Below are 25,724 nucleotides of genomic sequence, written 5' to 3'. Positions count from 1 at the left end.
CGCCGGTCGCGACTTGGCGCATTTCTGGAGTCAGAGTTCCCGCAGCAGCTCCACGAGCCGCGCCGTGACGGTCTCCGCCGCGCCCTTCGCGTAGCGGGAGTTCATCGCCTCGTAGGTGATCCGGTCGTAACTCCCGGCGTCCGCCATGTACTTGGCGGCGCCGTTCACCATGGTGACCACACAGGTGGCGGGGAACGGCGACGCGGCCTTGAGGTCGATACCGGTGCGGGCGTTCAACTCGGCCTGCAGGCCCGCGAGTACGGTGTCGCCGATGCGGGCCGCGACAACTGGGGCCTCGGTGAGTCCGGCGGGTGTGAAGGCGTAGCGGGTCGTGGGGCGGAGCGCGTGCAGGCTGCCTGCCGGGGGGAGTTGGGCCGGGACCTCGACGTTGTCGTGCGTCACCCTTAGCGGCGTGGTCGGTTCGGTGGTGCGGGTGCGGTCGGCGATGCGTATGGTCTCGGCGGCCAGTCGTTCGCCGAGCAGGTCCACGAGCGTGTGTCCGGCCTCCTGGGCGTCGGACCGGTGGAAGCGGCCGTTCTTGTCGACCGTGGTGCGGACGGCTGTGAGGTAGGGGGCCTGGTCGCCGGCCGCGCCGACCAGGAAGAGGGCCACCGTGTCCGCGCCGTAGTGCCGTTCGACGCGGGTCGCGGTCGCGCCCGCCAGATCGGCGGTGACCTCGCGGTCGCCGGAGCGGGTGAGCGAGCCGTTCAGGACCGAGGACTGGACGGCGTGGTTCACCAGCACGGCGATCGGGCCGTCGTTTACGCCTTCCGCGGCGTCTATTCGCAGCACGCCCACGCTGTCGTCCGTCGGGCCGCTGTCGTCGGCGCCGAGCCACCAGCCGTGTGAAGTACGCACGTCCCGCTGGACGTTGACGCGGCAGGCGCCGAGCCCGAAGCCGGTGCGGGCGGGGCGCAGGGTTCGTACGGCGTCGGTCGCGGCCCGTGTCAGCGCGTCGTCCACGGCGCTGCTCAGGCGGGCGTTGCGTTCCTCCTCGCCCGGCGGCGCGTGCCCGGGCGGGTGGACGTGTGGGGCGGAGAAGGTGTGGCTCGCCACGATCAGCGCGTGTGCCGGGTCCACGGCGCAGACCTCGTGGAGGATCTTCCTCGTGCGGGCGATCTGGTCGTCGAAGATCGAGGTCTGCTCAATGACCGTGACGCAGAGGCGAGTTGTGGAGTCCTCCAGCACAAGTACCCGTGCGTGCAGGGGGTCGTGGACCCGGGTGAAACCGTCGACGGGGAACAGCGAGGCCGGCAGGTCCACGGGCGCCCGGCCGGCGCCCGCGCGCAGCCGCGTGTTCACCGTGCCGCCCGCAGCTGCTCGGAGATCAGTCCCACCACCCCGTCGACGATGGCGTCCTCGGCGTAACCCCGCGCGATCGGGCAGCCGTTGACCGAGTGGACCGGGCGGTCGAAGCGGGCGTCGTCGGGGAGGTAGCCGATGCGGTCGTTGGCGATCGAGATCAACAGGGTGCGGGCGAGCGGTGATTCGTGGCGCAGGCGACGGTAGATGTCGGTGACGACCTCGCCGGACACGCCCGCCAGTGCCACCTCGTTGAGTTTGACGAGGGCGAGGCGTAGCGGCACGGAGTCGACGAGTTCCTGCTTCATCGTCTCCATGACGTCCTGGCCTGCCTTCACCGGACACGGCACCGTGTGCTGCCCCGCACCGATACGCACCGCATGCGTCAACTCGCCGATCCCGTCCGCGACGCGCAACGCCTCGGCGCCGACGATGAGACCCTGCGCCTCCATCGCAGCGTAGGCACGGCCCTTCTGCCGCTCGGTGGGCGCGACGCCGAACGGCACCCCGATGGTGACGCGCGGATCCTGGTCGCCGAGCGCGCCGACGGTCCACAGGGCGACCACGTCACCGTCGTAACTCCCCTCCAGGTAACGGCAGGCGGCCCCCGCGAGGTCTCCGCTGACCTCCCCGGTGCCGAGCACCACCGTCGAGTGGACGGCGTAGTTGACGAGGAGGGCGATCGGATCGCCGTCCAGGGACTCGAACTTGAGCACCCACACCGTCTTGTCGGACGGCCCCGCCGGGTTCTGGCCCAGCGTCCACCTGCCGTCGACGTACTCCTCGCGGTTGATGTTGACGTCGGCGGTTCCGGTGCCGACGCCGAATCGGGCCGGGCGCGCGGACGACCTCGCCTCGCGGAGGGCGGCCACGATCCGGTCGTAGACGACCTCCGTGTACGCGAAGGACTCCGGGCCGCCCGCGTGGGCCAGCGCGCCGGGTGAAACGTCGGCGATCCGGGGGGCGTTGTGGGTGTGGGTCGCGGTGATGACGATGTGGTCGGTGGGGATGCCGAGTTCGCGTTCGACGCGCTCGCGCACCGGAGTGATGTCGCCGGCCTCGATCAAGTCCAGGGAGACCAGGGCGACTTCGGTCTCGCCGTCGGTCAGGTACAGGGCGCGCAGGAACAGCGGGTCGTGCACCCCGGAGAACGTGCCGGGGAGCGGGTGGAGGCCGCTCAGGTCCGTGGGCGTGATGTCGGTTCTGACGACACCGGCCCGCAGCCGTCCCGGCTCCTGCCGCGGTGCGTCGGAGTCGAGGGGCTCTTCGCGCGGTGAGGTCAACTCTCCTCCTGGGTGGGCCCGTTGTGCTGGAAACCGCGTACGTCCGGGAACGGCGGTTCCTGGTCGGGTTGCAGGTCCACCTCGAAGGTGTTGAGCACCAGGGCGAGCGTCGCGAACGTACCGAGCGCGACCACCAGGTCGACCAGCGCGGCCTCGCCGAACTCCGCGAGCGCGGTGGCGTACGTGTCGTCGTCGACGAAGTGGACCCTCAGTGCCTGGACGGCGAACCGGTGCAGGATCCTCTCGTCGGCGCGGTCGAAGCGCGGGTCCTCACCGCGCGCCAACCGGTCCAGGGCGGCGGAGTCGAGACCGGTCCCGACTGCCTTGCCGCGATGGGCGTTCCACGAGTGCTGCGCGTCGAAGTGACGGGCCGCGATGAGGAGGGTCAGTTCGCGCAGTCTCGGCGGGAGCGCCGAGTCGCGCATGCAGGACGTGCTCAGCGCCTCCGTCCGCTCGCCGAGGAGCGGGCTGCGCAGCAGGACCTCGAACGGCCCGTGGACTCCGCCGCGTCGGGCGATGAGCCGGTCGCGGAACCCGGCCTGGTCCGCGTTCAACTCCTGGAGCGGTCCAAGCCGCATACGTCCTCCTGGTGTTCGCGGACGGAGAGGTGACGAAGACGGGACAGACACCGGGCACAGACCGATACCGGCCCCTGGGAAACATGACGGCAACGGAGGCCCCGCGTCCAGGAAGTGAAGACGCCCCAGAAGGCATCCATACGTTGCGGTACACGACGGGTGGCGCGTCCACACGGTCGGGCCGACTCTCCGGCACCATCGAGAGGTTCCACACCCCGTCTCCCTGGAGCCGTCCATGTCCCGTTCCGAAGCCCGCGTCGCCACCGACCGACCGCAGCGCTACGCCAAACAACTCGCCTCCCACCTGGGCCGTCGCAGTGAGACCAGCTGGGACGAGGAGACCGGCGTGGGCCGTCTCGTCTTCCAGGACGGCACCGGCTCGCTGACCGCCACCGACGGGGCGCTGCTGCTCGCGGTGGAGGCGGAGCCCGAGTTCCTCGACCGGCTCGAAGACGTGGTGGGACGCCATCTGGTCCGCTTCGGCACCAAGGACGAACTGGTCGTCGAGTGGAAGCGCGACAACGGCGAATCCGGCACCAGCCAGCGCAGCGCCGGCGACCCCGCCTGACTCACCGCGCCGGTCCCGTCCGTCCTCAACTCCGTTCGTCCGTGCGGGCCTTGAAACCTAAGCCTTCGATCCGGAGATGGACGGGACCGAGCCGGCCCGTGCCAGTGTGACCCCCCTCTCGGAGCCGCAGTGAAAGGGGAGTGCACGGCATGAACGGTTACAGACGGCGTCACGGCCTGCTCGCAGGAGCCCTAGTCATCGGTCTCACGGCCTCGGCCTGCGCGAAGGGCGACGACTCGGCGCAGTCGGGCAAGGTGGCCGACACCTCGGGCAAGGCCCCGACCGGAGTGACGCTCACGCTCTGGCACAACACCGCCGACCCGACAGCCCTGTTGGACCTGTACAAGGCGTACGAGAAGAAGTCCGGGAACACGATCGACCTGGTCGACATCCCCGCCGACAGCTTCCCGAACACCGTGCAGACCAAGTGGGCCACCGGCGCCCGCCCGGACATCCTGGAATGGCACGGCAACCAGGTCGACGTGCTCTCCCTCAACGCCGCCAAGAACATGATCGACCTCAGCGCCCTGCCCTTCGTCAAGAAGGAGGGCACGCTCGCGGACGTCTCCGGCACCGTCGGCGGCAAGGTCTACGCGGCCACCGTCGGCTCCCTCTCCGTCGACGGAGTCTTCTACAACAAGAAGGTCTTCAGCAAGGCGGGCCTCCAACCCCCGCAGACCTACGCCGAGTTGGCCGCCGACTGCAAGGTCCTCAAGGCGAAGACCCCGGGCGTCACGCCGATCTATGAAGCCGGCGGCTCCCAGTGGCCCCCGCAGATCCTCAGCGCCTTCGACTACCTCGCCGAGTCCAACACCGACCAGGCCTACGACAAGTCGATCCTCGAAGGGAAGGCCCAACTCAACGACCCGAACGGTCCGTTCGTCGCCGGACTGAAGGCCTACGACTCCCTCCGCAAGGCGGGCTGCTTCAACTCCGACGCCAACACGGCCAAATGGGAGGACTCCTTCAAGGCGGTCCTGAACGGCAAGGCCGCGATGGTCGCCAACAACTCCGACTCCATCGGCCTGTTGAACTCCGACGCGGACAACGACACCGCCAAGGTCGACGCGGCCGTCGGCTTCGTCGGCGTCTCCGCCACCAAGGCGGTCACCAACTACGCGCCCAGCCCGCTCGGTACGTACTACGTCCCGAGCACCGGCGACTCCAAGACGGAACGCGCCGCCGTCGACTTCATCGACTACATCACCGGCGCCGGTTACGCCGACTACATCAAGGAGGCGAAGATCATCCCGACGCTCTCCGGCACGGCGACACCCCAACTCCAGGGCCTCCTCCAGGACGTCAAGGCGGCCTACGACAAGGGCGCCACGCTCTCCGTCAACTCGCCCCTGCCGGGCTTCAGCAGCTTCGGCGCCGAGGCCCAGAAGCTCCTCGCCGGGCAGGAGACACCGCAGCAGGTGGCCGACAAGATGCAGACCTACTACACCCAGGCCGCCGCCGCGGCCAAGCAGTGACGCGGGACCGGTGACCGTCGTATGACGTCCTCACTGCGGCACGTGCCCACGAGCGCCACCCCCGTCGACCAACCCGCCACTGGCAACAGGCAGTTGGTGGCCAACCGAACGCCCCGCAAGCTGCACCCGTACGCCTTCGCGCTGCCGTCCATCGCCCTCGTCCTCGTCTTCTTCGTGCTGCCGTTCCTCGCCAACGCCTTCTTCGCGTTCGTGCAGTGGACCGGCTACAGCGACACGATCACCTGGACCGGGCTCACCAACTTCAGGCTTCTGAACCAACTCGGCATCCTCAAGCACGCGATCACGGTCACCGCGGTCTACGCGATCACCGCCATGGCCGTACAGAACACGATCGGCCTCGCCCTGGCCACCGCGCTGCAGCGCACCAACCGGGTCAACTCCCTTTTCCGCTCGCTCTTTTTCATCCCGGTGCTGATCTCGCCACTGGCCGCGGGCTACATCTGGGCGGCGGTACTCAACGCGCACGGTCCGCTCAACGCGTTCCTGTCGGCCGTCCTGCCCGGCGAGTTCCACTACGCCTGGCTCGGCCACGACACCACGGCGCTCCTCGCTGTCGCCTCCATCGACGCGTGGAAGCTCAGTGGCCTGATCACCCTCGTCTACATCGCGGGCCTGAACCGCATCCCGGAGCAGCTCCTCCAGGCGGCGACCCTCGACGGCGCGGGCGCGGTCCGACGCTTCTGGTCGGTCAAACTCCCGCTGCTGGCACCGGCGGTGACCTTCAACGTGGTCGTCTCGCTCGTCGGCGCGTTCAGCGCGCTCGACGTGGTGTTCTCCACGACCGCGGGCGGCCCGGGCGACGCCACGACCCTGCTCAACGTCGCCGTCTACACCCAGTACGGGCAGAGCTTCTTCGGTACGGCGAGCGCGCTGAGCTTCGTCGTCACGCTGATGGTGATCGTCACGGCGGTCCCGCTGATGAGCTGGCTGCGCCGGCGGGAGGTGCCGATGTGAGCGCGATCGCCTTGAAGGCCAGGGGAGTTGTCCGGTACGTAGGGCTCAGCCTCTTCGCGATCCCCTGGATCCTCGTCCCGTTCTGGCTGCTGATCGTCAACTCCCTCAAGACGGAGGGCGATGCGAGCGTCCTGTCGATGAGCTGGCCCAAGCACTGGAACACCGGGGCGAATTACCACACGGTGATCGACAAGGGCTCGTACCTCACCGGCCTGCGCAACAGCGCGCTGCTGGCCGTCCCGACGATCCTCGCCGTGCTGCTGCTCGGCTCCATGGCGGCCTGGGCGTACGGCCGTTCCGACTCGCGGACGCTGCGGTTCGCGTACTACACGTCCGCGCTGTCGATCGTGCTGCCCCCGGCGATCATCCCGACCGTCTACGTCCTCACCCGGCTCGGCCTCGACGGATCGCGTCTCGGCTACATGCTGGTGATCGCCGGCACCCGGCTCGGGGTGGTGATCTTCCTGGCCACCGGCTTCGTGCGCGCCCTTCCGCACGACTTCGAGGAGGCCGCCCAGTTGGACGGGGCGAACAAGTGGCAGATCTACTGGCGGATCGTGCTGCCCGTGCTCACCCCGGTGCTCTTCACCGGCGCGGTCATGCTGATCATCTCGGTCTGGAACGACTTCTACTTCGCCCTGTTCCTGCTGCGCGGCTCCCAAGCGGCCACGCTGCCGCTGACGTTGTACTCCTTCGCCTCCTCGTCCACGCACGGTGTCAGCTGGAACCTGGTGTTCGCCCATGTGGTGCTGACCAGCCTGCCGCTCGTCCTCGTCTACCTCGTCCTGCAGCGCCGCGTCCTCGCGGGCCTCACGGAAGGAGGTGTCACGGGCTGAGCGTCCCCGTCAGGACACACAACCCACGTGCGCCAGCGCCTGCTTGAGCAACACCCCGTGCCCGCCCGGCATTTCGCTGCGCAGCGCCTCCGAGGAGGCCTCCTCGGGGCTGAACCAGACGAGGTCCAGGGCGTCTTGGCGGGGCCGGCAGTCGCCGGTCACCGGCACGACGTAGGCGAGGGACACCGCGTGCTGGCGGGGGTCGTGGTACGGCGTGACGCCGTGCGTCGGGAAGTACTCGGCGACGGTGAACGGCTGCAGCGAGGTCGGGATCCGGGGCAGCGCGACCGGGCCGAGGTCCTTCTCCAGGTGGCGCAGAAGGGCGTCGCGGACCCGCTCGTGGTGCAGCACGCGGCCGGAGACCAGGGTGCGGTTGACGGTGCCGTCGGGGCCGATGCGCAGCAGCAGTCCGATGCTGGTCACCTCCCCGTTGTCGTCGACGCGGACGGGCACCGCTTCGACGTAGAGGATCGGCATGCGGGCGCGTGCCTGTTCGAGGTCGTCGGCGGACAGCCAACCGGGCGTGGTATCGGTCATGTCAGACATTGCTTGATCATACTTTCAGTGTCCGTCGGATAGCCGGTAGACCCGGCGGGCATTGTCGGCCCCCGCCCAGCGTGCCAGCCGCAGCGCGTCGGGCAGGCCCAGTTCGTCGGCGTCCACCCGGTCCTGGAGCAGATCCCCCAGTCCCCGGCGGAACGCCAGTGCTCCGAGCCCATAGAACTCCGAAAGACCATAGGCGTCGGAGCTGTACAGCAGTTTGCGGAACGGTGTGATCTCCATCGCCTCCGCCAGCACCGCCCGCGCCCGGACCGGTCCAACATGGTGCAGGGTGAGCCCCACGTCCAGGTACACCTGTTCGAAGACGGCCGCCAGGTATCCGGCCTGACGCTGATACGGCCAGCAGTGCAGAAGCAGCACCGGGATCGTCCCGGCGGTCAGGTGCAGCCAGTCCGTGAGCAGCGCGGGGTCGGTGCGGTGCAGCCGGATGTCGTTGTCGCCGAAGCCCGTGTGCAGCTGGAGGGGCAGGCCCAGGTCGACCGCGGTCCACAGCAACTCCCGTACCAGGACCGGGTCTTCGAGCCGCCCGCCCCGGGCCAGCCAGGCGCGGGCCGCCCGGGTCACCTCCGCCGCCGAGGGACGGGCGGGGTCGAGATCGAAACCCGTCCGGTACGCGGCCACCGACTTCACCGCCACCACCCCCGGCCGCCGCACCGCGTCCAGCGCGGCCGTCCGGAACGCGTCCGCGTACCCGTCCGGCTCGACCCCGCGCGCGGCCACGGACTCCGCGACCGTCTCGAGTCGTACGACCTCGTGCGCGACCGTGCCCGCGGCCTCCGCGAGTTCGGTCGGCGAGGTGATGTGGTGCGGAGCGAATCCCGTGTCGACGCAGAAGACGCCGGTGGCCGCGGCGGCCAGGAAACGCCGGTTGACCTCGTGCGGCCCCAACTCGGCGCGCCGGGCGAGGTATTCGTCGGCGGGCGCGTGCCGCTCCAGGTCCAACATGGGCGCGCAGTAACGGCGTACGGCGATGCCGACCGGGCTGTCGAACGGCGAGATCCCGCTGCCGGGCCAGACGTCGCCCTCGGTGAGCAGCGACTCGAAGGCCGCCCGGTCCAGCTCCTCGGTGACGACTCCGTGGCAGTGGTGGTCCACCAGCTCCAGCGCGGCGAGCGCCTCGTGGACCGGTCCAGTGGCCATCGTCAGTACTTCCAGCGGTAGGCCGCCGCGATCTGCTCGTCGTCCAGCTCCGCCACGGCCGCGATCTCACCCTGCCGTACGGCGATCACGGCGTCGGCGAGGACCGGTCCAAGTGTGGCCCGCAGGTGTGCGTCCTCGCGGAACTCCGCGACGGACTCGGCGAGGGAGGTCGGCAGTCGCCGCACGCCCCGGGTCTCCGCCTCCGGAGCGCCCAGGTGCGCGGGGTCTCCGGTGGTCTCCTCGGGCAGGGCGGCCGCGGTGGTCAGGCCGTCGAGGCCGGCGGAGATCAGGCAGCCGAGGGCGAGATACGGGTTGGCGGCCAGGTCGACCGGCTTGACCTCCAGGTTCGCCGCCTGGGCGCGCTGGCCGGCCGTGCCGGTGACGACGCGTACCGCCGCCTCGCGGGTCTCGCGGCCCCAGGAGGTGAACACCCCCGCCCACTGGGAGGGTTGGAGGCGGAAGTAGCTCGCCGGGCTCGGTGCCGTGACGGCGGTGAGGGCCGGGAGGTGGGTGAGGACGCCGGCCGCGAAGGACTCGGCGTCGGCCGTCATGCCGTAGCGACGGTCGCCCCCGGTGTGCAGGTTGGCGCCGTCGCGCCAGGCGGAGAGGTGGATGTGGCCGCCGTTGCCGACACCCTGCGCGAAGACGGACGGCGTGAACGAGGCGCGCAGACCGTGCCGTTGGGATACGGCGCGGATCGTCTGTCGTACCAGGACACTGCGGTCCGCCGCCGCGACCGGGTCGAGGGCGACGATCGACAGCTCGAACTGACCGGCCGCGTACTCGGGATGGAACTGGTCCACGTCCACGCCCTGGGTCGCCAGGGCCGACAGCAACTCGGCGCCGTAGTCGCTCAGTTCGACCTGCCGGGTCGCGCCGTACGCCGGACCGGTCGTGGCGGGGACGAACGCGCCGTCCGGTGCGGTGGCCAGGCCGAGTGCCCACTCGATCTCGATGCCCGCGCGAAAGGTGAGCCCGTGCTGCCGCTGCGCGTCAACGACCGTACGGCGCAGGAAGGTTCGGCTGCAGCCGGGGTGGCGCTCGCCCTCCTGGGTGACGCGGTCGACCGGGGCCCAGGCCCAGCCGGGCTGGCCGGACAGGATGGCCAGGTGGTCGAGGTCGGGGTAGAGGCGCAGATCGCCGTCCGGGGAACCGAGGACGTCGGTGGTGACGATGGAGTCGTTCGCGAGGAACGTGTCGAACACCGGGGACATGCCGACGCCCCAGGCCGCCGCCGAGGCGAGCTTCGCGGTCGGGACCGTCTTCACCCGGCCCACGCCCGCGGTGTCGACGTAGGCCAGGACGATCCCGTGCACACCCCGCCCGGTCAGCTCCGCGGCCAGCGCGGTGGCGCGCTCGACCTCGCCGGGACGGCCGCCGGGCAGGGGGTCGGCAAGGGTGGTCATACGTCCTCCACGGTCGCGTCCTGCACGGTCGGCGTCGCCGTCAGGGTTTCACGGCCACCGCTCCGAACTGCGGCACCACGGCCGGGGATCCGGAGTCCGGGCGCCACCGCGAGCAGGGCACCAGGCCCGGGTCGAGGAGGTCCAGCCCCTCGAAGAACGCGGCGACGTCCTCGCGGCTGCGGGCGGTGATCGGGGGAGTGGCGTTCTCGTTCCAGAACTCCATGGCCGGGACGTTGCCCTCGCCGCCGAGGTCCGCGTCGAAGGTTGGGTGCGTGAGGACCAGGAAACTGCCCGAGGGGACCGCGGCCATGACCTTGCGTACGACGTCCCGGGCGTCCTCGGTGTCGAGGATGAAGTTGAGGATGCCCAGCATCATCACCGCGATGGGACGGTCGAAGTCCAGTGTGTCGGCGGCCCGTTGGACGATCGCCGCCGGGTCGTGCACGTCCGCGTCGATGTAGTCGGTGACGCCCTCGGGCGTGCTGGTGAGCAGGGTGCGGGCGTGGATCAGCACCAGCGGGTCGTTGTCGACGTAGACGATGCGGGCGTCGGGTGCGACGCGCTGGGCGATCTCGTGGGTGTTGTCGACCGTGGGCAGCCCGGTGCCGATGTCGAGGAACTGCCGTACCCCGCGCTCGGTGGCGAGGAAGCGCACCGCGCGGCCGAGGAAGTCCCGGTCGGCGCGCGCCACTTCACGGATCACCGGGAACAGTCCGGCGACGTGCTCGCCGACCCGCTGGTCGATCTCGTAGTTGTCCTTGCCGCCGATCCAGTAGTTCCACACGCGGGCGTTGTGCGCCACACCGGTGTTGAGCCGGGTAGGTCCCTCTGCCGGGGTGTCGCTGTCACTCACGCTGTGGCTCCTTGCTCGTCCGTCCGACCGTCAACTCCATTGTGCCGTCAGGTGATCACTCGGCCCAAGGGTTCGCGGCGATCGGGGCGAATGTTCTGGCGCGTGCTCGTCGGGAGCGGCGGACCTGGCGAACTGTCAGTCCAGGTTGCCGGGTTGGGCAGGCGGTGTCCGTCCGGCGAGGACGTCCTTCAGACGCGAGGTGCCGTCCTGCACGGCGGCCTTGGTCGTGTCGGTCTCCGTGCCGTCGAGGCCACCCGACGTGACCGTGATCGCGTCGGTGCCGACCCTGACGACGGCCAACTGCAGGGTGAGTGTGGTGGGTTGGCTGCCGCTCGTGCCGGTGACGGTGACCTGGAGACCCTGGCGGGCGTCGCCCACGGAGGGCACCGGGTCCTCGATGACCTGGACCGTCCGGTGGCGGCCCTTGGAGTCGGTCGCGGTGAACTGGTCGCACTTCACCGGCAGCGTCTTCAGCCAGTTCAGGGAGGCGCCGAGCTTGGCACGGTCGTAGGCGGCGACCTGGTAGAGCAGCCGCGAGTCGCTCTCCTCGAACCCGGTCAGCGCGGACGCGCCGGACGGCTTGCCGAGGAGGGTGTCGTCGTAGAGCGCGTCGAGCAGCTTCTGGCAGTCGGCGGCGTTCGTCTTCGCGGTGAGGAAGTCGGCCACGTCGACCTTGCCGATGACGAGCTTGTCGCCCCAGCCGGCGGCGCCCTTGACCTGCGTCCAGCTGTCTTCGAGATCGGCCTCGGTGATGAGCGCGGCTCTGGCTCCGGCCGGGGTGAGGACGGGGGCGGCGGATTTCGTGGCGCGGGGCGAGGCGGACTTCCCGGTACGGGGTGAGGCGAGCGGGGATTCGGCGGCGAGGGGAGAGGCGGCGACGTCCGAGGCGCTGTCGTGGCCCGCGCCGCCCCCGTTGCTGCCGCCTCCGCCGGAGCAGGCCGCGCAGGTCAGCAGGGCACTCGCCGCGAGGACCGAGGTGAGGACACGGGCGGTTCGGGAGGGCGGGCGACGGTGCATGGCGGGGCCTCCGGGGGAGTGGCAGGTGTGCTCCCAGGGCACCATCGGGGCGGCGGGGCCTCCAGTGCAGGGGGCTGTTCGGGTGAGTCACCGGGGGTAGGGGGCGCGGTTTCGCAGGCGGGGAGGCAGGTCATGGTGGCGCACCCGCGAGTCGAGTCCTCCGGGGTGAGGGGTACGCCAGGGCGCCGCGTCTCCTCGGGTGTCCGGCGCCTCAGCGTGCCTCGTCCTCCGGCGGGCCGGAGTGCCGGTGCGGCAGATGCAGACGGTGCTCGTGGTGCTCGTGCGGTGGGCGGGGTTCGTGTTCCGCCTGGCGGGCCCGTGCCGCGAGTCCGGCCTCCAGTACGTGCACCGTGCGCCCGCCGCACTTGGGGCAGATCGCGTCGGCGAGGGGTGACCTGAGGGCCTTCCCCTCCTCGTCGACGTACTCCTGCGTGGTGAGGCCGGAGGCGTCGGTCGGGTTGGTGAAGAACATCACCTGGAAGGTGGCCTCCCAGCAGTGGCCGCAGCCACCACAGGTGAAGGCGAAGGTCTCCGGCACGGCTCGGGGTTCCGCGGTCATGGCAGATTCCTCCGTGGGGTGGGGCGAGCAGCAGTGCCCCCAGCGCACAACGCCGCAGGTCGTACGGCAACTCGAACGCCCCGCCCGGCATGCCCGCACCCCCGCCCGCCCCGACACTGGCCCCAGGCCGGGACGAGCTCCGGCCACCTGCCCGAACCTGACGCGAAGGAGTGACCATGCTGCCCGGATTCCTCACCAGGGCAGTCCAGTTGCTGCTCGGCAGGGAGGGCCGCTCGCTCCACCTGAAGGCGGCGGGCGGGGCGACGGTGGTCCTCGGCGCGGTGATGCTCGTCGGATCCTGGGCGGTGGTCGCCGCCGAACAGGGAGCGCGCGGCGCCAATCTGACGACGTACCCGAAGGCCCTGTGGTGGTCGATCGAGACGGCGACCACGGTCGGATACGGCGACTTCTACCCGGTGACCCTGTGGGGCCGCGTCGTCGGCTCGGTCGTCATGGTCACCGGCATCACCACCTACGGCCTTGTCACGGCGGCCCTGGCTACCTGGTTCGTCGGGCGGGAACAGCGGCGCCGGCATCATCTCGCCCACAGGGCTGAGGAGTTGGGCGAGGAGACCGTGCGGGCTCTGCATGAGCGCTTCGACCGGCTGGAGCGGATGGTGGCCGGGAAGGGCGAGGACTTGGGAGGGTGAGGAGGGCGTGTCGGCCGGGGGGTGCATGGTGGCGCCGCCACGGCGGGCGGCTGGGCGCGCCGGACTCGGCCGTCCCCTGTTGGTGCCGAGCAGTGGACCTTCCGGCGCATCGACCCCCTGACGCCTAGCCGCCTACCCGATCAACGGCAGCGCGGCGAAGACGTGCCCTTCCCACAGCCGCCGCGAAGCCTCCTCCGGATAGGCCGTGACCACCGGCTCCGCGTCGAGCACCTGCACCGACCGCCCCTCGGTGTCGTACGCGGGCCACCCCGGGTCTCCCGTCCGCGCGAACGCCGTCCAGGACGCCCGGAAACGGGACGACAGGGCCAGCGCCTCGGGCGAGGGCGCCACATCGGCGAACAGCAGATTGCCCAGGTCGGCGGTGAACGTGCCGAACAGCAGCGGGATGTCGAGGCCGTGGCAGGAGCCCAGGACGCCGCCCAACCCGGGGGCGGGCCAGGTGAGTTCGTAGACGTGCACGCGTCCGCCCGCCGCGACCTGCGCATCCGCCAGGTGGACGCAGGGCATGCGGAACACCCGGTCGGAGTTGACGAGTTCGTACAGTTCGCCCGGGGAGGCGTCGGGGAAGGCGGTGCGATAGGCCTGTTCGGCGTTGGGGCCCGGGCCGAACCGGCGCAGTGCGGAGGCCGCGTCCTCCTCGGTGATCTTCCCGAACTGCCCGTCGAGCACGGTGAACAGGCGGAACTCTTCCCGGTTGTGACCGAGGATCAGTTCCACGTCACGGGCCGCGCCCGCCGCTACACCCTGCCAGGGCGTGGTGGGCAGTACCTCGCCGTCGACCACGGGTGCGAAGGGGCTGAGTGTGTGGGCGACGGCACCCCACCGGTCCTCGTACTGGTGCATCTTGGTGGTCAACGTCTCGCCCGCCGCGGGCAGTTGGCGCGGGTTCACGGTCGCGAGGTCGGCGGCCGTCGGGCGCAGCCCCGCCTCGGCGGCGATGGCGGACGCGATGTCCTTGGCCAACTCGTCGGAGAAGTAGGGGCTCGGCACACTCTGCGCGACGGCCCGGCGGAACAGTCCGGCGGCGCTCGGCATGACCAGCAGCGAGGCCACCGACCCGGCACCGGCCGACTCGCCGAAGACGGTGACCTGTTCGGGGTCGCCGCCGAACGCCGTGATGTTGTCCCGTACCCATTCCAGCGCGGCGACCTGGTCGAGCAGCCCGCGGTTGGCGGGGGCGCCGTCGATCCGGGCGAACCCCTCGATGCCGACACGGTAGTTGAAGGTCACGACCACCAAGTCGCCGTCCCGGGCGATGTGTTGGGCGTCGTAGCCGGGGCTGCCCGCGTGTCCCAGCTTGTAGGCGCCGCCGTAGATCCACACCATGACCGGCCGGCGGGCCGCCGGATCGGGGGCGGGTGTCCACACGTTGACGGTCAGCCAGTCGTCGCCCGTCGCCGCCTCCGACACGCCCCGGCGGCCCTGGAATCCGGACTCCTGCGGGGGCGGCGGACCGAACTCGGTGGCCTCGCGCTCGCCGTCCCAGCCGCGCACCGGCCGGGGTGCCTGGAACCGGGCCTCCCCGACGGGCGGTTCGGCGAACGGGATGCCGCGGAAGACCGCCAGCCCGTCCTCCAGCCGCCCGCGCACCGCACCGGAGCTGTATCGCACCACGGCCGAACCGGCCGCTGTGTCACGGGAGTTGGGCGTCGTCATCGTGGGCTCCTCGCTGGGTGCGGGTACGCGGAGGGCGGTCGCCGTCCCGTATGACGCGGGACGGCGACCGCCGTGTGCTCGATGGCCAGAATGCCTTACGCCTTGGCCTCGGCGACCTCGGGCGCCGGGGTCGGCTCCCCGTCGGCCGGTGCCCCGACCGCCTTACGGGCCTTGGGGATCAGGCTCGCGAGGAAGAAGGCGAGCAGCGCGGCTCCGGCGCCGATCGCCATGACCACCTTGAAGCCGTTCTCCGACGGAAGGGCGGAGTCGCCGAAGTCCGTGGTCATCTGCGCCAGGATCACACCGGCGATGGCGCTGGCGAAGGAGGTGCCCAGGGACCGCATCAGGGTGTTGAGGCTGTTCGCCGCGCCGGTCTGGGACGGGTCGACCGCACCCATGATCAGGGCGGGCAGGGCGCCGTAGGTGAAGCCGACACCGGCACCGATGATGCAGGACACCAGGACGAGGTGCCAGACCTCGGACATCAGCAGGATGTTGAGGGCGTAGCCGGAGGCCACGATCAGCGCGCCGATCATCAGGGTGACCTTCGGGCCCTTGGCCTTGGTGACGCGGGCGGACACGGCGGACATGGCCATCATGACCAGGCCCTGCGGGGCGAGCACCAGGCCGACCGCCAGCATCGACTTGCCCAGGCCGTAGCCGGTCTGCGTGGGCAGCTGCAGCAGCTGGGGGAGGACCAGCGACATCGCGAACATCGAGAAGCCGAGAGCGATCGAGGCCAGGTTGGTGAAGAGCACCTGCGGCTTCGCGGTCGTCCGCAGGTCGACCAGCGGCTGCGTGCTGCGCAGCTCGTACCAGCCCCAGGAGAGCAGGATCGACACGGCGGCGATGCCGAGGATCAGGGTGGTCGCGCTGGTCCAGCCCCAGTCGGAGCCCTTGGAGATCGCGAGCAGCAGGGAGATCAGTCCGGCGGAGAGCCCGAGGGCGCCGACCAGGTCGAAGCGGCCGCCGGTGCGGACCTTGGACTCGGGCACGACCAGCAGGACCAGCAGGAAGGACACGGCGCCGAGGACGGCGGAGACCCAGAAGAGGAGGTGCCAGTTGTAGTGGTCGGCGATGAAGGCGGCCGAGGGCAGGCCCAGTGCGCCGCCGACGCCGAGCGAGGCGCTCATCAGCGCGGTGGAGCCGGCCAGCCGGTCGCTGGGCAGCACGTCACGCATGATGCTGATGCCGAGCGGGACGACCGCGGCGGCCAGACCCTGGAGCGCGCGGCCGATGACCATCGGGACCAGCGAGTCGGCCAGGGCGCAGACGACCGAGCCCGTCACCAGCAGGATGATGCTGGTCAGCAGCATGCGGCGCTTGCCGAACATGTCGCCGAGGCGGCCCACGACCGGGGTGGCCACGGCGGCGGCCAGCAGCGTGGCGGTGACCGCCCACGCCGTGTTCGACGCGGAGGCGTTCAGGTACTTCGGCAGCTCAGGGATGATCGGGATGACCAGAGTCTGCATCAGCGAGACGACGATTCCGGCGAGGGCCAGCACCGCGACGACGGCGTTCGACCTAGGCGGAGCGGAGGAACCCGCTTCGGCGGGTCGGGCAAGGGCGTCGGACATGGCAGTGCCTCCATCTGGAACGGGCGTGACGGTCTGGACGAGCCGACTTGCTTGACTCACTCAACCATAAAGAGGTTGATTGACTTACGCAAGTGAATTCTGGGTGTGGGGCAGCAGCGGCAGTTCGGTGACGACCTCGAAGCCGCCCTCGGGCCGGTGCCCGGCCCGGAGCCGGCCACCCGCGGACAGGGCGCGCTCGCGCATGCCGATCACGCCGTAGCCGCCGGTCGGAACGGGGGAGGAGGGCCTCGCGGGGGAGTGGGGCGTCGCCGTACCGCCGTGGTCGGTGACGGTGATGCCCAGCCGGTCGTGCGCGTAGCTGAGCCGCACCTCCGCCGAGCCGGTGCCCGCGTGCTTGGTCACATTGGTGAGCGCTTCCTGCACGATGCGGTACGCCGTGAGATCCGCACCGGCGGACAACGGCCGTGGCCTGCCTTCGGTGTTGACGGTGACGGACAGCCCGGCGTGCTCGAACGAGGCGGCCAGCTCGGCGAGTTGGGCCAGTCCGGGCGCGGGACCCGACGGGGTCTCGGAGTCGTCGGCGTGGCGCAACAGGCCGACGGTGGCCTTGAGTTCGCGTACGGCCGACAGGGTGGTGCCCGCGAGTTCACCGGCGATCCGCTCGGCCTCCTCGGGGCGGCTGCGCATCAGCCGTACGACTGTGCCGGCCTGGAGATTGGCCAGGACGAGGTGATGGGCGACGACGTCGTGGAGGTCGCGGGCGATGCGCATGCGTTCCTCGGTGACGCGGTGCCGTGCCTCGTTCTCCCGGGTCCGTTCCGCGTGCTCGGCGCGGGCCTGCACCGCCTCCAGGTAGGCCGCGCGCAGCCGGGTCGTGGTGCCGAGGGAGGTCGGCAGCAGCAGCCAGAAGACCGGCCCGACCAGCTTCAGGATCAGCGGTTCGGTGTCGGGTCCCACGACCAGGGCCGTGGCCAGCAGCAGGGCGATGCCGGAGACGGTGAAGAGGTTCGCGGTGGTCCGGTCGGCGCCGCGGGCCAGGGTGTAGAGCGCGACCATCAGCGGTCCGATCACCAGGACGGTGAGGATGTAGCCGAGCGCGGCCACCGCCATGGCACCGCCGAGGGTGACGACCACCGTGGTGCGCGGCAGGGTGCGCCGCCACAGCAGGGCGAGGGAGGAGACGCCCGTGACCAACACGCCTGGCCACCAAGGGACTTCGAGGGTGCGGCCCGGGAGCGTCATCACGCTGCCCGGGAAGGAACAGGCGAGGAGCGTGGCGGCGACGACCAGGTCGACGGTGCGGGGATGGCAGCGCAGCAGCCGCCGTAGGTCGTGGATCATGGGGTGGGGATCATGACGTGGGGGTTCCCGTCCGAGAGGGCAGGCCGTCCGCGGGGTCCCGCAGCCGACCGCGGCCGACGGCGGGAACCCGCGCGTCCGCGACTACTCGTCGAAGGTGACGACGATCTTCTCCGCGGCGCCCGGCGTCAGCGCGAGCTCGAAGGCCTGCTCGACCTCGGCGAAGGGCACCCGGTGGCTGATCAGCTTGGCGAACCGCTCGTGGTGCTCGACGATCTCCTGCGTGACCTCGAAGATCTCGGTGGGGTAGCCCTGCGAGGCGATCAGCGTCAGCTCGCTGCGCAGCATCCCGCCGAGGTCGATGTCGGCGCCCTTCTTCTGTACGGCGACCATGACCAGCTTCGCGCCCCACTTCGCGGAGTCGACCGTGGTGTTGACGACCGCGGCGACACCGGCGGCGTCGATGTAGATGTCCGTACCGGGGCGGGGCTGGCCGAGCGCGTTCGCGGCCTGGCCGTGCAGCTCGGTCAGCCGGGCGGTGACGTCCTCCTCGGCGGAGTTGATCACGGCGTCCGCGCCGACGGCGAGCGCCGTCTCCAGGCGCGAGGCGATGACGTCCGCGACGACGACGTGCTCGACCCCGCGCAGCTTCAGCCAGATCGCCGCGCCCAGACCGATGGGCCCGGCACCGAAGATGACGACCTTGTCGCCGGGCTTGGCCTCGGACCGGTTCACGGCGTGCCGGGCCACGGCCATCGGCTCGTTGAGCGCTGCGACGTCGAACGGCACGGTGTCGGGGAAGACGGTGACGCTCTTGCCGATCTCGCAGTCCTCAAGGATCAGGTAGTCGCTCATGGCGCCGTGCTTGCCGCCGCAGCCGATGATCCCGGTCGGGGCGCCCTGCGGGTTGACGACCACCCGGTCCCCGGCCTTCAGGCCCTCGACCTCCGCGCCGACCTCGACGATCTCGCCGGCCGGCTCATGGCCGAGGGGGACCGGGACCATGGCGCCGCCGGGCCCGAAGGGGCCGCCGCCGATGTGCAGGAAGAAGGTGTCGGTGCCGCAGATCCCGCAGGCGCGGATCTTCATGAGGGCGTCTTTGGGCCCGGGCACCGGACGCTCGACGTCCACCACGTCGATCTTGTCTACGGCGCCGGTCTGCACGGACTTCATCGTGGCCATGAGGGGACTCGCTTTCCATGTGCGTGAGGGGTGTCACCGGCCCGGCGGCGGACGGGGGGAGTATTCCGACCGCCGGGCCGGTGACTGCGCCGTACTCCGTCCCCACGGCGTACGGCGCGACGGGGACACCTCCGCTTAGGCGGCCCCAGCTCTTGACTTGCTTGAGTTAGGCAACCATAAATGCGTTACTTAAGTCAAGCAACCGTTTCCGACCTTGCTTAACTCAGGCAAGTAGCTGTTACGGTGGACACATGTCCACACTGCCACCCGTAACAGCGCCCGTTCCGGAGGACGTAGCCGAGATCGAGCGGGTTCTCACCCGTATCGCCTACCTGGCCGGACGGGCCCGGCAGCACGAGCGTCTGATGACGCTGGCCGGGCTGCCGCTGGACCGGGCCGCCGTGGCGATCCTCCGCTACATCGCCGAGAGCGAGCCGCTGCGTCCCGGTGTGCTGGCGGTCCGGATGTCCGTGGAGGCATCCCATGTCACGCGCCAGCTACGGCAGTTGGAGCAGCTCGGCCATGTGGTCCGCATCCCGGACCCCGACGACGGCCGCGCCCAGCGCGTCCAGCTCACCGACAGCGGCCTGGCCGCGGTCAACCGCATTCGGGACGCGAGCCGCCGCGGCATCGAGATGGCGCTGATCCACTGGTCCGCCGAGGACCTACGGCATCTCGCCGGGCTCTTCCACCGACTGGTCGACGACTTCGTCACCCACGCCGAGGCGGCCGTGGACATCGAGCCGTCCGCCTGACGGCTCGGGAACCCGGCCGCCCCCGGGGAAACCTCAGACCTTGAAGCCGACCCCGCCGTACAACGAGACCGGCCCCTCGCCGAGCGGGGTCTCCCCCTCCGCGAGTTCGGGGTGCCACTCGGACACGGACACGATGCCGGGGTCCATCGGCTCAAGTCCCTTGAAGACGCTGCTCACTTCGGCGTGCGAGCGGGCCACCAGGGTCACCCCGCCCGCCGCGTAGGCGGCGATGCCCCGCTCGACCTTCTCCCGTTCGAGGTCGGCCGTCATCGCGGACAGCACGAGGCAACTCCCCGGCGCCAGCGCGTCGATGAGGGTGTCCACCAGTTCGTGGGCGCCGTCCTCGTCCGGGATGAAGTGCAGCAGGGCGATCAGGGACAGGGCGATCGGGCGGTCGAAGTCCAGGACGCGGGACGCCTGTTGGAGGATGGTGAGCGGTTCGCGGGCGTCGGCCTGGAGGTACTCCGTCGCACCCTCGGGCGTGCCGCGCAGCAGCGCCGCCGCGTGGGCAAGGACGATCGGGTCGTTGTCGACGTACACGACGCGCGCGTCCGGCGCGGTGGACTGGGCGATCTGGTGGAGGTTGGGCGCGGTCGGTATGCCGGTGCCGACGTCCAGGAACTGGCGGATGCCCGACTCCCGGACGAGCATCCGCGTCGCCCGCTGCATGAACCAGCGGTTGGCGCGCGCGGTCCGCGGGGCACCCGGGTCAAGTGACGTGATCTGCCTGCCGAGTTGCTCGTCGACCGGATAGTTGTCCTTGCCGCCGAGGAACCAGTCGTACACCCGCGCCGGATGCGGCTTCGACGTGTCGATCCGCCGGACGGCCGGCTCTGTCCCGGTCACGCGAGGCTCCTCTGCTCGACTGGTCACCACGACTCCGCCCGCGTGCTGTCCACGACGACTCCCGCGGGCTGTGCGAGAAGTTTGGCACGGTCATGCCGACCGGGTGGCGCCGTTCAACACCCCGTCCAGGAAACGGATCAGGTCCGCGAAGACCTCGGCGCGGTTCGTCTCGTGGAAGACCTCGTGCCGGGCGCCCGCGTAGACGCGCTCGGTCAACTCGCCGCCGTTCAGCCGCTCCACGCCGACCCGGCTGCCGGCGAGCGGGACGAGCCGGTCGTCGGCGCCGTGCAGCCACAGCAGGGGGAGGCCGCCGATGTCGCCCAACTCGCCCACGGTCTTGAGGGTCTGGGAGAAGGCCTCCAGCGTCGGCCGCTTCATCGGACCGTGCCAGACCAGCGGATCCGCCGCGTACGCCGCGCCGACGCCGGGGTCGCGGGACAGCGCGGCCGGGCTGACCGGGATGTCGGGGATCTCGTCGAGGGCGAGCAGCCGGCCGGGCAGTTCCCAGGCGCCGATCACCGGTCCGGACAGCACGAGCGCGGCCAACTCGTCGCCGTAGCGCTGTGCGAAGCGGGATGCGATCAGGCCGCCCATGGAGTGGCCGATCAGGACGAGGGGGACGCCCGGGTGTGTGGCGCGGGCCAGGTCGGCGACGGTGTGCAGGTCCGTGACCACGTCCTCGAAGTCCTTGATCAGCACCCGCTCGCCGGCCGATGCGCCGTGGCCCTGGTGGTCGGGGCCGAACACGGCCGCGCCGTGCGCCCGCAGTGCGGCGGCCAACTCGGCGTACCGGCCGAGGTGTTCGCCGTATCCGTGCGCGACGAGGGCGAGGTGGCGGGGGCGTTCGTGCGGCCACTCGTGTGCGGTGACCGTGCCTCGGGTGCCGGAGAGGACATGCTCGCGGGTGTCGTCCACCCCCGGAAACTAGCATCGCTCATCCGGCGCCCCGGTCCGCCGAGGTGTGGTGCAGGGGCCATCTGACGAGACACTCCTTACGCTGCCAGATGTAAGGACATACCATCGGTCCTCGCATGAACACGATGACTCTCTGGCACATATCCGGCTGGGAATTCGCCGCCCTCGCCGCCGCGGCCCTGCTCGTCGGCTTCTCGAAGACCGCCGTGAGCGGGGCCAACACGGTCAGCCTGGCGATCTTCGCGGCCGTCCTGCCCGCCCGTGCCTCCACCGGCGTCCTGCTCCCGATCCTGATCGTCGGCGATGTGCTGGCCGTCCTCACCTACAGGCGGCACGCCCACTGGCCGACCCTGTGGCGGCTGTTCCCGGCGGTCGCGGCGGGAGTCGTGATCGGGACACTGTTCCTGGTGTGGGCCGACGACGCGGTCGTACGGACGTCGATCGGGGCGATCCTGCTGTTCATGGCGGGGGTCACCCTGTGGCGCCGGCGCAAGGCGGAGGCCGGGGCAGGGGCCGGTGACGAGCCGGACTCCGTCGCCACGAGGTCCGGGCGGGCGAAGGCGCGCTCGTACGGTGTGCTCGGCGGTTTCACCACGATGGTCGCCAACGCGGGCGGCCCGGTGATGTCGATGTATCTGCTCTCGGCGGGCTTCCGGAAGCTGGGCTTTCTCGGCACGTCGGCGTTCTTCTTCCTGATCGTCAACGTGACCAAGGTGCCCTTCAGCGTGGGCCTCGGCCTGATCGACGGCCACTCGCTGCTCCTTGACGCGGCACTCGCGGCGTTCGTCGTGCCCGGTGCGTTCATCGGCAAATGGGCTGTGAACCGGATCAACCAGCGCTTGTTCGAGCAACTGGTGATCGCGGCGACGATCATCGGCGGCCTGCAGTTGCTCCTCCGCTGACCCCTCGGCCCCGTGACCTCGTACGCTCGCCGCATGTCCCCGCACATCCTGATCCTCGGCGGCACCACCGAGGCACGTGAGCTGGCCGCCGAGCTGACGGCACTTCCCGAGGTGAAGGTGACCACGTCCCTCGCCGGGCGGGTGTCACGGCCGGGGGCGCTGGCCGGGGACGTACGGATCGGCGGGTTCGGCGGAGCCGAGGGGCTGGCCGCGTGGCTGCGGGAGCATCACGTGGACGCCGTCGTCGACGCCACCCACCCCTTCGCCGGGACGATCACCGCGAACGCGGCCCGGGCCGGTGCGGCGGCCGGGGTGCCGGTGGTCGTGCTGCGCAGGCCGGGTTGGCAGCCGGCGCCGGGGGACCAGTGGCACCCGGTCGCCTCACTGGCGGAGGCCGCCGACGTGCTCCCCGGACTCGGGCGGCGCGTCCTGCTCACCACCGGCCGGCTCGGACTCGCCGCCTTCGCCCACCTCGCCCAACTGCACTTCGTCGTACGGTCGGTGGAGCCGCCCGAACCCCCGATGCCGCCGGACGTCGAGGCGCTGCTGGCGCGCGGGCCCTTCACCGTGGCCGACGAGGCGGCGCTGCTGCGCGAGCACCGGATCGACGTGGTCGTGACGAAGGACAGCGGGGGAGCGGCGACGGCGGCGAAACTCACGGCCGCGCGGGAGGCGGGCGTCCCGGTCGTGGTCGTACGACGACCGCCGGTGCCGGACGGGGTGCGTGCGGTGCCTGATGTCGCCGGGGTGCTGGAGCGGCTGGGGCGGCTGGGGCTCAGCCCGGGGCGATGACGGTGGCCCGGAGACGGTCCACCGCGCGCAGTATCTCGGCCCGGTTCTTGGCGCTCTTCATCCAGGCCGGGAGGCGGGCGACCAGCGTCATTTTCTGACCCGTGTCGTACCAGGGCGCGCGTTCGCGCAGGTCGGCGGCGACGAACCGCCTGATCAGGTCCAGGTGTTGGAGGTTGTACGTCCACAACTCCCCGTGTCTGGTGCCGGTCCGCAGCCACAAGGGCGGCCGAGGGCTCGTAGAAGGACCCGTGTCGATCCGGCACAGGCCGCAGGACCGGCAGACCAGGCGGGTGTGCGGATACCTCTTGCCGTCGGCGTCCGGAGGGGTGCACGGGCGCCGCTCGAAGTGGGCGATCCGCTCGCAGCGCGGGCAGCGGACCAGTACCGACGACGCGAAGTGGGCGAGCGTGGCGCGCGGGTCGTGGAAGCGCACGGGCGTCGGGGACATGCCGTGAGTATGGCCGTCGCCCCGCCCGCCCCGCACCCGGATTTCACGGCGCCGAGCTCCCCTCCAACTCCGCCGCGCGCTGCGGCAGTCCGGAGGACAGGTCCTCCACCAGGAGGCGCTTGGCGATGGAGTCGACAGCGGCGCGCAGGTCCGTGCCCGAGGGGCGGCCGATGTCCTGCTGGACCCGGTCCTCCAGCCAGCTGCCCCACGCCTGGCCGATGACCTCGGCCTCGCGTTCGCCCGCGGCGGTGTGGGAGAGGAGGTTGCCGGCGCGGGTCAGATAGCCCTCCTCGACCATGCGGTCGAAGACGGGGAGGAGTACCTCCGGCGGCAAGTGGCGGCGGGCGGCGATCAGGCCGAGGCTCGCGTGGCCGACCATCCTGCCGAACAGTTCGACCTGCATCACGGCCCAGGCACCGGCGATGTCCAGCCGGGTGTCGGACTCCGTGATGATCCGCCGGGCGGTGTCCAGGTCGGTACTGCCGATGACCTTGCCCACGGCCGTTTCGAGGAGCCGTTGCGAGTCCCCGCCGCGCGGTTGCGCGAAGCCCTCGCCCATGTCGGTGGAGCCCTTCCGCGCACTGTCCCGCAGTTCGACCTGCTTGAGGAACAGGGCGACGACGAACCCGATCACGGCGACGGGGACCGTCCACCGGAACACCGTGTGGATGGTGTCGGCGTACGCGTTGATGATCGGCGCGGCGGCGGCGTGCGGCAGCTTGTGCAGGCCCTCGGGGCTGGTCGCCGCCTTGGTGATCACGGCCGGGTTCAGCGCGCTGGCCTTCGCGGCCGAGACGATCCCGTCCTTGAGATTGGGCCCAAGGCTGTTGGCGTAGATCGTGCCGAAGACGGCCGTACCGAACGAACTGCCCAGCGTACGGAAGAAGGTGACGCCGGAGGTCGCCGTGCCGAGGTCGGTGTACTCGACGGTGTTCTGCACGGCGATCGTCAGCACCTGCATGCACAGCCCGATGCCGGTGCCGAGCACGAACATGTACACCGACTCCAGGAACGCGCCGGTGCCTGGGCCCATCAGGGACATCAGATACAGCCCGACGCCCATCACCGCGGAGCCGATGATCGGGAAGATGCGGTACTGGCCGGTCTTGCTCACCACGTTGCCGCTGAAGACGGACGCGATCAGCAGCCCGATCACCATGGGCAGCGTCCGTACGCCGGAGACGGTGGCCGAGTCGCCGTCGACGTACTGCAGATAGGTCGGCAGATACGTCAGCGCGCCGAGCATCGCGAAACCGACGATGAAGCTGAGGATCGAGCAGACCGTGAACACCGGGTTGCTGAACAGCCGCATGGGCAGCATGGGTTGGGCCGCCCGGGTCTCCACCCAGCAGAACAGGCCGAGCGCGATCACACCGCCCACGAACAGGCCGATGATGGTCGACGAACCCCACGCGTACTCGTTGCCGCCCCAACTCGTCGCCAGGATCAGCGAGCTCGCGCCGACCGCGACGAGCGCGATGCCCAGGTAGTCGATGACGGGCCGCACCGCCGACTTGACCACGGGGATGGTGCGGGCCGCCGCGATGACGACGACGATCGCGATGGGCACGTTGACGTAGAACGCCCAGCGCCAGGTGAGGTGGTCGGTGAACAGGCCGCCGAGCAGCGGTCCGATGACCGTGGCCACGCCGAACACCGCGCCGATCGCGCCCTGGTACTTGCCGCGTTCGCGCAGCGGGATGACGTCGGCGATCAGCGCCATCGCCGTCACCATCAGACCGCCCGCGCCGATGCCCTGCACGGCCCGCCAGGCGATCAGCAGCGTCATGTTGGTGGAGAGACCGCACAGGAACGAGCCCGTGATGAACACGATCGCCGAGACCTGGAAGACCACCTTGCGGCCGAACAGGTCGCCGAACTTGCCGACCAGCACGGTCGCGACGGTCTCCGCGAGCAGATACGCCGTGACCACCCACGACATGTGCTCGGCGCCGCCCAGATCGGACACGATCGTCGGCAGGGCCGTACCCACGATCGTCTGGTCGAGGGCCGCCAGCAGCATGCCCAGCATGATCGTCACGAAGACGACGTTGCGGCGGCGGGAGTCCAGCACGGGGGGCTGCTGCGCGGAGGGCAGCGCGGTTTCCTCGGCGACTGTCACGAGGTCACTTTCACACCACTGGGCCCCTCATGCATATGGGGCGGT

At 70.6% G+C, this 25,724-nt stretch carries 25 protein-coding genes; 8 read left to right on the top strand and 17 right to left on the bottom strand.

Annotated features, from left to right (window positions below; genetic code table 11):
- Window positions 1-30 precede the first annotated feature (30 nt).
- Genes OO69_RS26350 through OO69_RS26340 form a run of 3 tightly spaced genes read right to left on the bottom strand, consistent with a single transcriptional unit; the run spans window position 31 to window position 3,163 of the window.
- A complete protein-coding gene (locus tag OO69_RS26350; RefSeq protein ID WP_051801201.1) occupies window positions 31-1,302 on the bottom strand; it encodes a hypothetical protein in 1,272 nt (423 codons plus the stop codon).
- On the bottom strand, window positions 1,299-2,585 hold the full coding sequence (locus tag OO69_RS49515) for a neutral/alkaline non-lysosomal ceramidase N-terminal domain-containing protein (RefSeq protein ID WP_051801200.1): 1,287 nt from the start codon (window positions 2,583-2,585) through the stop codon (window positions 1,299-1,301). Before OO69_RS49515 ends, OO69_RS26350 begins: the two co-directional genes overlap by 4 nt.
- Window positions 2,582-3,163, bottom strand: coding sequence for a carboxymuconolactone decarboxylase family protein (locus OO69_RS26340; protein WP_033283269.1), 582 nt, complete (start codon window positions 3,161-3,163; stop codon window positions 2,582-2,584). Before OO69_RS26340 ends, OO69_RS49515 begins: the two co-directional genes overlap by 4 nt.
- A 235-nt stretch (window positions 3,164-3,398) precedes the next feature.
- Here OO69_RS26340 and OO69_RS26335 point away from each other — a divergent pair, with 235 nt between their 5' ends.
- From OO69_RS26335 to OO69_RS26320, 4 genes are all read left to right on the top strand, one after another.
- Window positions 3,399-3,731, top strand: a complete 333-nt coding sequence (locus OO69_RS26335) for a DUF2218 domain-containing protein (RefSeq protein WP_051801199.1) — start codon at window positions 3,399-3,401, stop codon at window positions 3,729-3,731.
- A 149-nt stretch (window positions 3,732-3,880) separates the two neighbouring features.
- Window positions 3,881-5,206: an ABC transporter substrate-binding protein gene (locus OO69_RS26330; protein WP_033283268.1), complete on the top strand. Its 1,326-nt coding sequence runs from the start codon at window positions 3,881-3,883 to the stop codon at window positions 5,204-5,206.
- Between the two features lie 21 nt (window positions 5,207-5,227).
- Window positions 5,228-6,181, top strand: coding sequence for a carbohydrate ABC transporter permease (locus OO69_RS26325; protein ID WP_033283267.1), 954 nt, complete (start codon window positions 5,228-5,230; stop codon window positions 6,179-6,181).
- Window positions 6,178-7,017, top strand: a complete 840-nt coding sequence (locus OO69_RS26320; protein ID WP_033283266.1) for a carbohydrate ABC transporter permease — start codon at window positions 6,178-6,180, stop codon at window positions 7,015-7,017. The genes OO69_RS26325 and OO69_RS26320 overlap by 4 nt, the downstream gene beginning before the upstream one ends.
- A gap of 9 nt (window positions 7,018-7,026) precedes the next feature.
- On the opposite strand, the gene OO69_RS26315 is transcribed toward OO69_RS26320, so the two are convergent.
- From OO69_RS26315 to OO69_RS26290, 6 genes are all read right to left on the bottom strand, one after another.
- Window positions 7,027-7,554 (bottom strand): NUDIX hydrolase family protein, encoded by a 528-nt coding sequence (locus tag OO69_RS26315; protein WP_033283265.1) that lies wholly within the window; start codon window positions 7,552-7,554, stop codon window positions 7,027-7,029.
- Between the two features lie 24 nt (window positions 7,555-7,578).
- Window positions 7,579-8,718 carry an amidohydrolase family protein gene (locus OO69_RS26310; protein WP_033283264.1) on the bottom strand — a complete coding sequence of 380 codons (1,140 nt, stop codon included), beginning with the start codon at window positions 8,716-8,718 and terminating at the stop codon, window positions 7,579-7,581.
- A 2-nt stretch (window positions 8,719-8,720) separates the two neighbouring features.
- Window positions 8,721-10,124, bottom strand: coding sequence for a glutamine synthetase family protein (locus OO69_RS26305; RefSeq protein WP_033283263.1), 1,404 nt, complete (start codon window positions 10,122-10,124; stop codon window positions 8,721-8,723).
- A gap of 40 nt (window positions 10,125-10,164) precedes the next feature.
- Window positions 10,165-10,977, bottom strand: coding sequence for an SAM-dependent methyltransferase (locus tag OO69_RS26300; RefSeq protein WP_033283262.1), 813 nt, complete (start codon window positions 10,975-10,977; stop codon window positions 10,165-10,167).
- A 135-nt stretch (window positions 10,978-11,112) separates the two neighbouring features.
- Window positions 11,113-11,994: a hypothetical protein gene (locus tag OO69_RS26295; protein ID WP_033283261.1), complete on the bottom strand. Its 882-nt coding sequence runs from the start codon at window positions 11,992-11,994 to the stop codon at window positions 11,113-11,115.
- A gap of 211 nt (window positions 11,995-12,205) precedes the next feature.
- Window positions 12,206-12,553 (bottom strand): hypothetical protein, encoded by a 348-nt coding sequence (locus tag OO69_RS26290; RefSeq protein ID WP_033283260.1) that lies wholly within the window; start codon window positions 12,551-12,553, stop codon window positions 12,206-12,208.
- A gap of 176 nt (window positions 12,554-12,729) precedes the next feature.
- Here OO69_RS26290 and OO69_RS26285 point away from each other — a divergent pair, with 176 nt between their 5' ends.
- A complete protein-coding gene (locus OO69_RS26285) occupies window positions 12,730-13,203 on the top strand; it encodes a potassium channel family protein (RefSeq protein ID WP_033283259.1) in 474 nt (157 codons plus the stop codon).
- A gap of 132 nt (window positions 13,204-13,335) precedes the next feature.
- Here OO69_RS26285 and OO69_RS26280 read toward each other — a convergent pair whose 3' ends face one another.
- The 4 genes from OO69_RS26280 to OO69_RS26265 all read right to left on the bottom strand — a co-directional run bounded on the left by OO69_RS26280 (window position 13,336) and on the right by OO69_RS26265 (window position 18,899).
- Complete coding sequence (locus tag OO69_RS26280; protein ID WP_033283258.1) at window positions 13,336-14,880, bottom strand: carboxylesterase/lipase family protein; 1,545 nt, start codon at window positions 14,878-14,880, stop codon at window positions 13,336-13,338.
- A gap of 95 nt (window positions 14,881-14,975) precedes the next feature.
- Entirely contained in the window at window positions 14,976-16,457 is a 1,482-nt protein-coding gene (locus OO69_RS26275) for an MFS transporter (RefSeq protein ID WP_033283257.1), read from the bottom strand.
- Window positions 16,458-16,541: 84 nt separating this feature from the next.
- Window positions 16,542-17,759 (bottom strand): sensor histidine kinase, encoded by a 1,218-nt coding sequence (locus OO69_RS26270; RefSeq protein WP_033283256.1) that lies wholly within the window; start codon window positions 17,757-17,759, stop codon window positions 16,542-16,544.
- A gap of 102 nt (window positions 17,760-17,861) precedes the next feature.
- Window positions 17,862-18,899 carry a zinc-dependent alcohol dehydrogenase gene (locus OO69_RS26265; protein WP_033283255.1) on the bottom strand — a complete coding sequence of 346 codons (1,038 nt, stop codon included), beginning with the start codon at window positions 18,897-18,899 and terminating at the stop codon, window positions 17,862-17,864.
- Between the two features lie 251 nt (window positions 18,900-19,150).
- On the opposite strand from OO69_RS26265, the gene OO69_RS26260 reads away from it, so the two are divergent.
- Window positions 19,151-19,654 (top strand): MarR family winged helix-turn-helix transcriptional regulator, encoded by a 504-nt coding sequence (locus OO69_RS26260; protein WP_033283254.1) that lies wholly within the window; start codon window positions 19,151-19,153, stop codon window positions 19,652-19,654.
- A gap of 33 nt (window positions 19,655-19,687) precedes the next feature.
- Here OO69_RS26260 and OO69_RS26255 read toward each other — a convergent pair whose 3' ends face one another.
- Both OO69_RS26255 and OO69_RS26250 read right to left on the bottom strand, forming a co-directional pair.
- Window positions 19,688-20,500, bottom strand: coding sequence for an SAM-dependent methyltransferase (locus OO69_RS26255; RefSeq protein WP_033283253.1), 813 nt, complete (start codon window positions 20,498-20,500; stop codon window positions 19,688-19,690).
- 90 nt (window positions 20,501-20,590) lie between these two features.
- Window positions 20,591-21,415 carry an alpha/beta hydrolase gene (locus tag OO69_RS26250; RefSeq protein WP_033283252.1) on the bottom strand — a complete coding sequence of 275 codons (825 nt, stop codon included), beginning with the start codon at window positions 21,413-21,415 and terminating at the stop codon, window positions 20,591-20,593.
- A 116-nt stretch (window positions 21,416-21,531) separates the two neighbouring features.
- On the opposite strand from OO69_RS26250, the gene OO69_RS26245 reads away from it, so the two are divergent.
- Both OO69_RS26245 and OO69_RS26240 read left to right on the top strand, forming a co-directional pair.
- Window positions 21,532-22,317: a sulfite exporter TauE/SafE family protein gene (locus tag OO69_RS26245; RefSeq protein ID WP_033283251.1), complete on the top strand. Its 786-nt coding sequence runs from the start codon at window positions 21,532-21,534 to the stop codon at window positions 22,315-22,317.
- Between the two features lie 33 nt (window positions 22,318-22,350).
- On the top strand, window positions 22,351-23,109 hold the full coding sequence (locus OO69_RS26240) for a cobalt-precorrin-6A reductase (RefSeq protein WP_033283250.1): 759 nt from the start codon (window positions 22,351-22,353) through the stop codon (window positions 23,107-23,109).
- Here OO69_RS26240 and OO69_RS26235 read toward each other — a convergent pair.
- Window positions 23,093-23,557: a hypothetical protein gene (locus OO69_RS26235; RefSeq protein WP_033283249.1), complete on the bottom strand. Its 465-nt coding sequence runs from the start codon at window positions 23,555-23,557 to the stop codon at window positions 23,093-23,095. The genes OO69_RS26240 and OO69_RS26235 overlap by 17 nt on opposite strands.
- 43 nt (window positions 23,558-23,600) lie before the next feature.
- Window positions 23,601-25,679, bottom strand: a complete 2,079-nt coding sequence (locus OO69_RS26230; RefSeq protein WP_033283248.1) for an MDR family MFS transporter — start codon at window positions 25,677-25,679, stop codon at window positions 23,601-23,603.
- Between the last annotated feature and the right edge of the window lie 45 nt (window positions 25,680-25,724).

Origin of the sequence: Streptomyces sp. NRRL F-525, assembly GCF_000716605.1 — a bacterium.
GTDB lineage: Bacteria > Actinomycetota > Actinomycetes > Streptomycetales > Streptomycetaceae > Streptomyces.
Note: the sequence above shows the minus strand (reverse complement) of the source record. Positions and strands in the feature narration are given on the sequence as shown.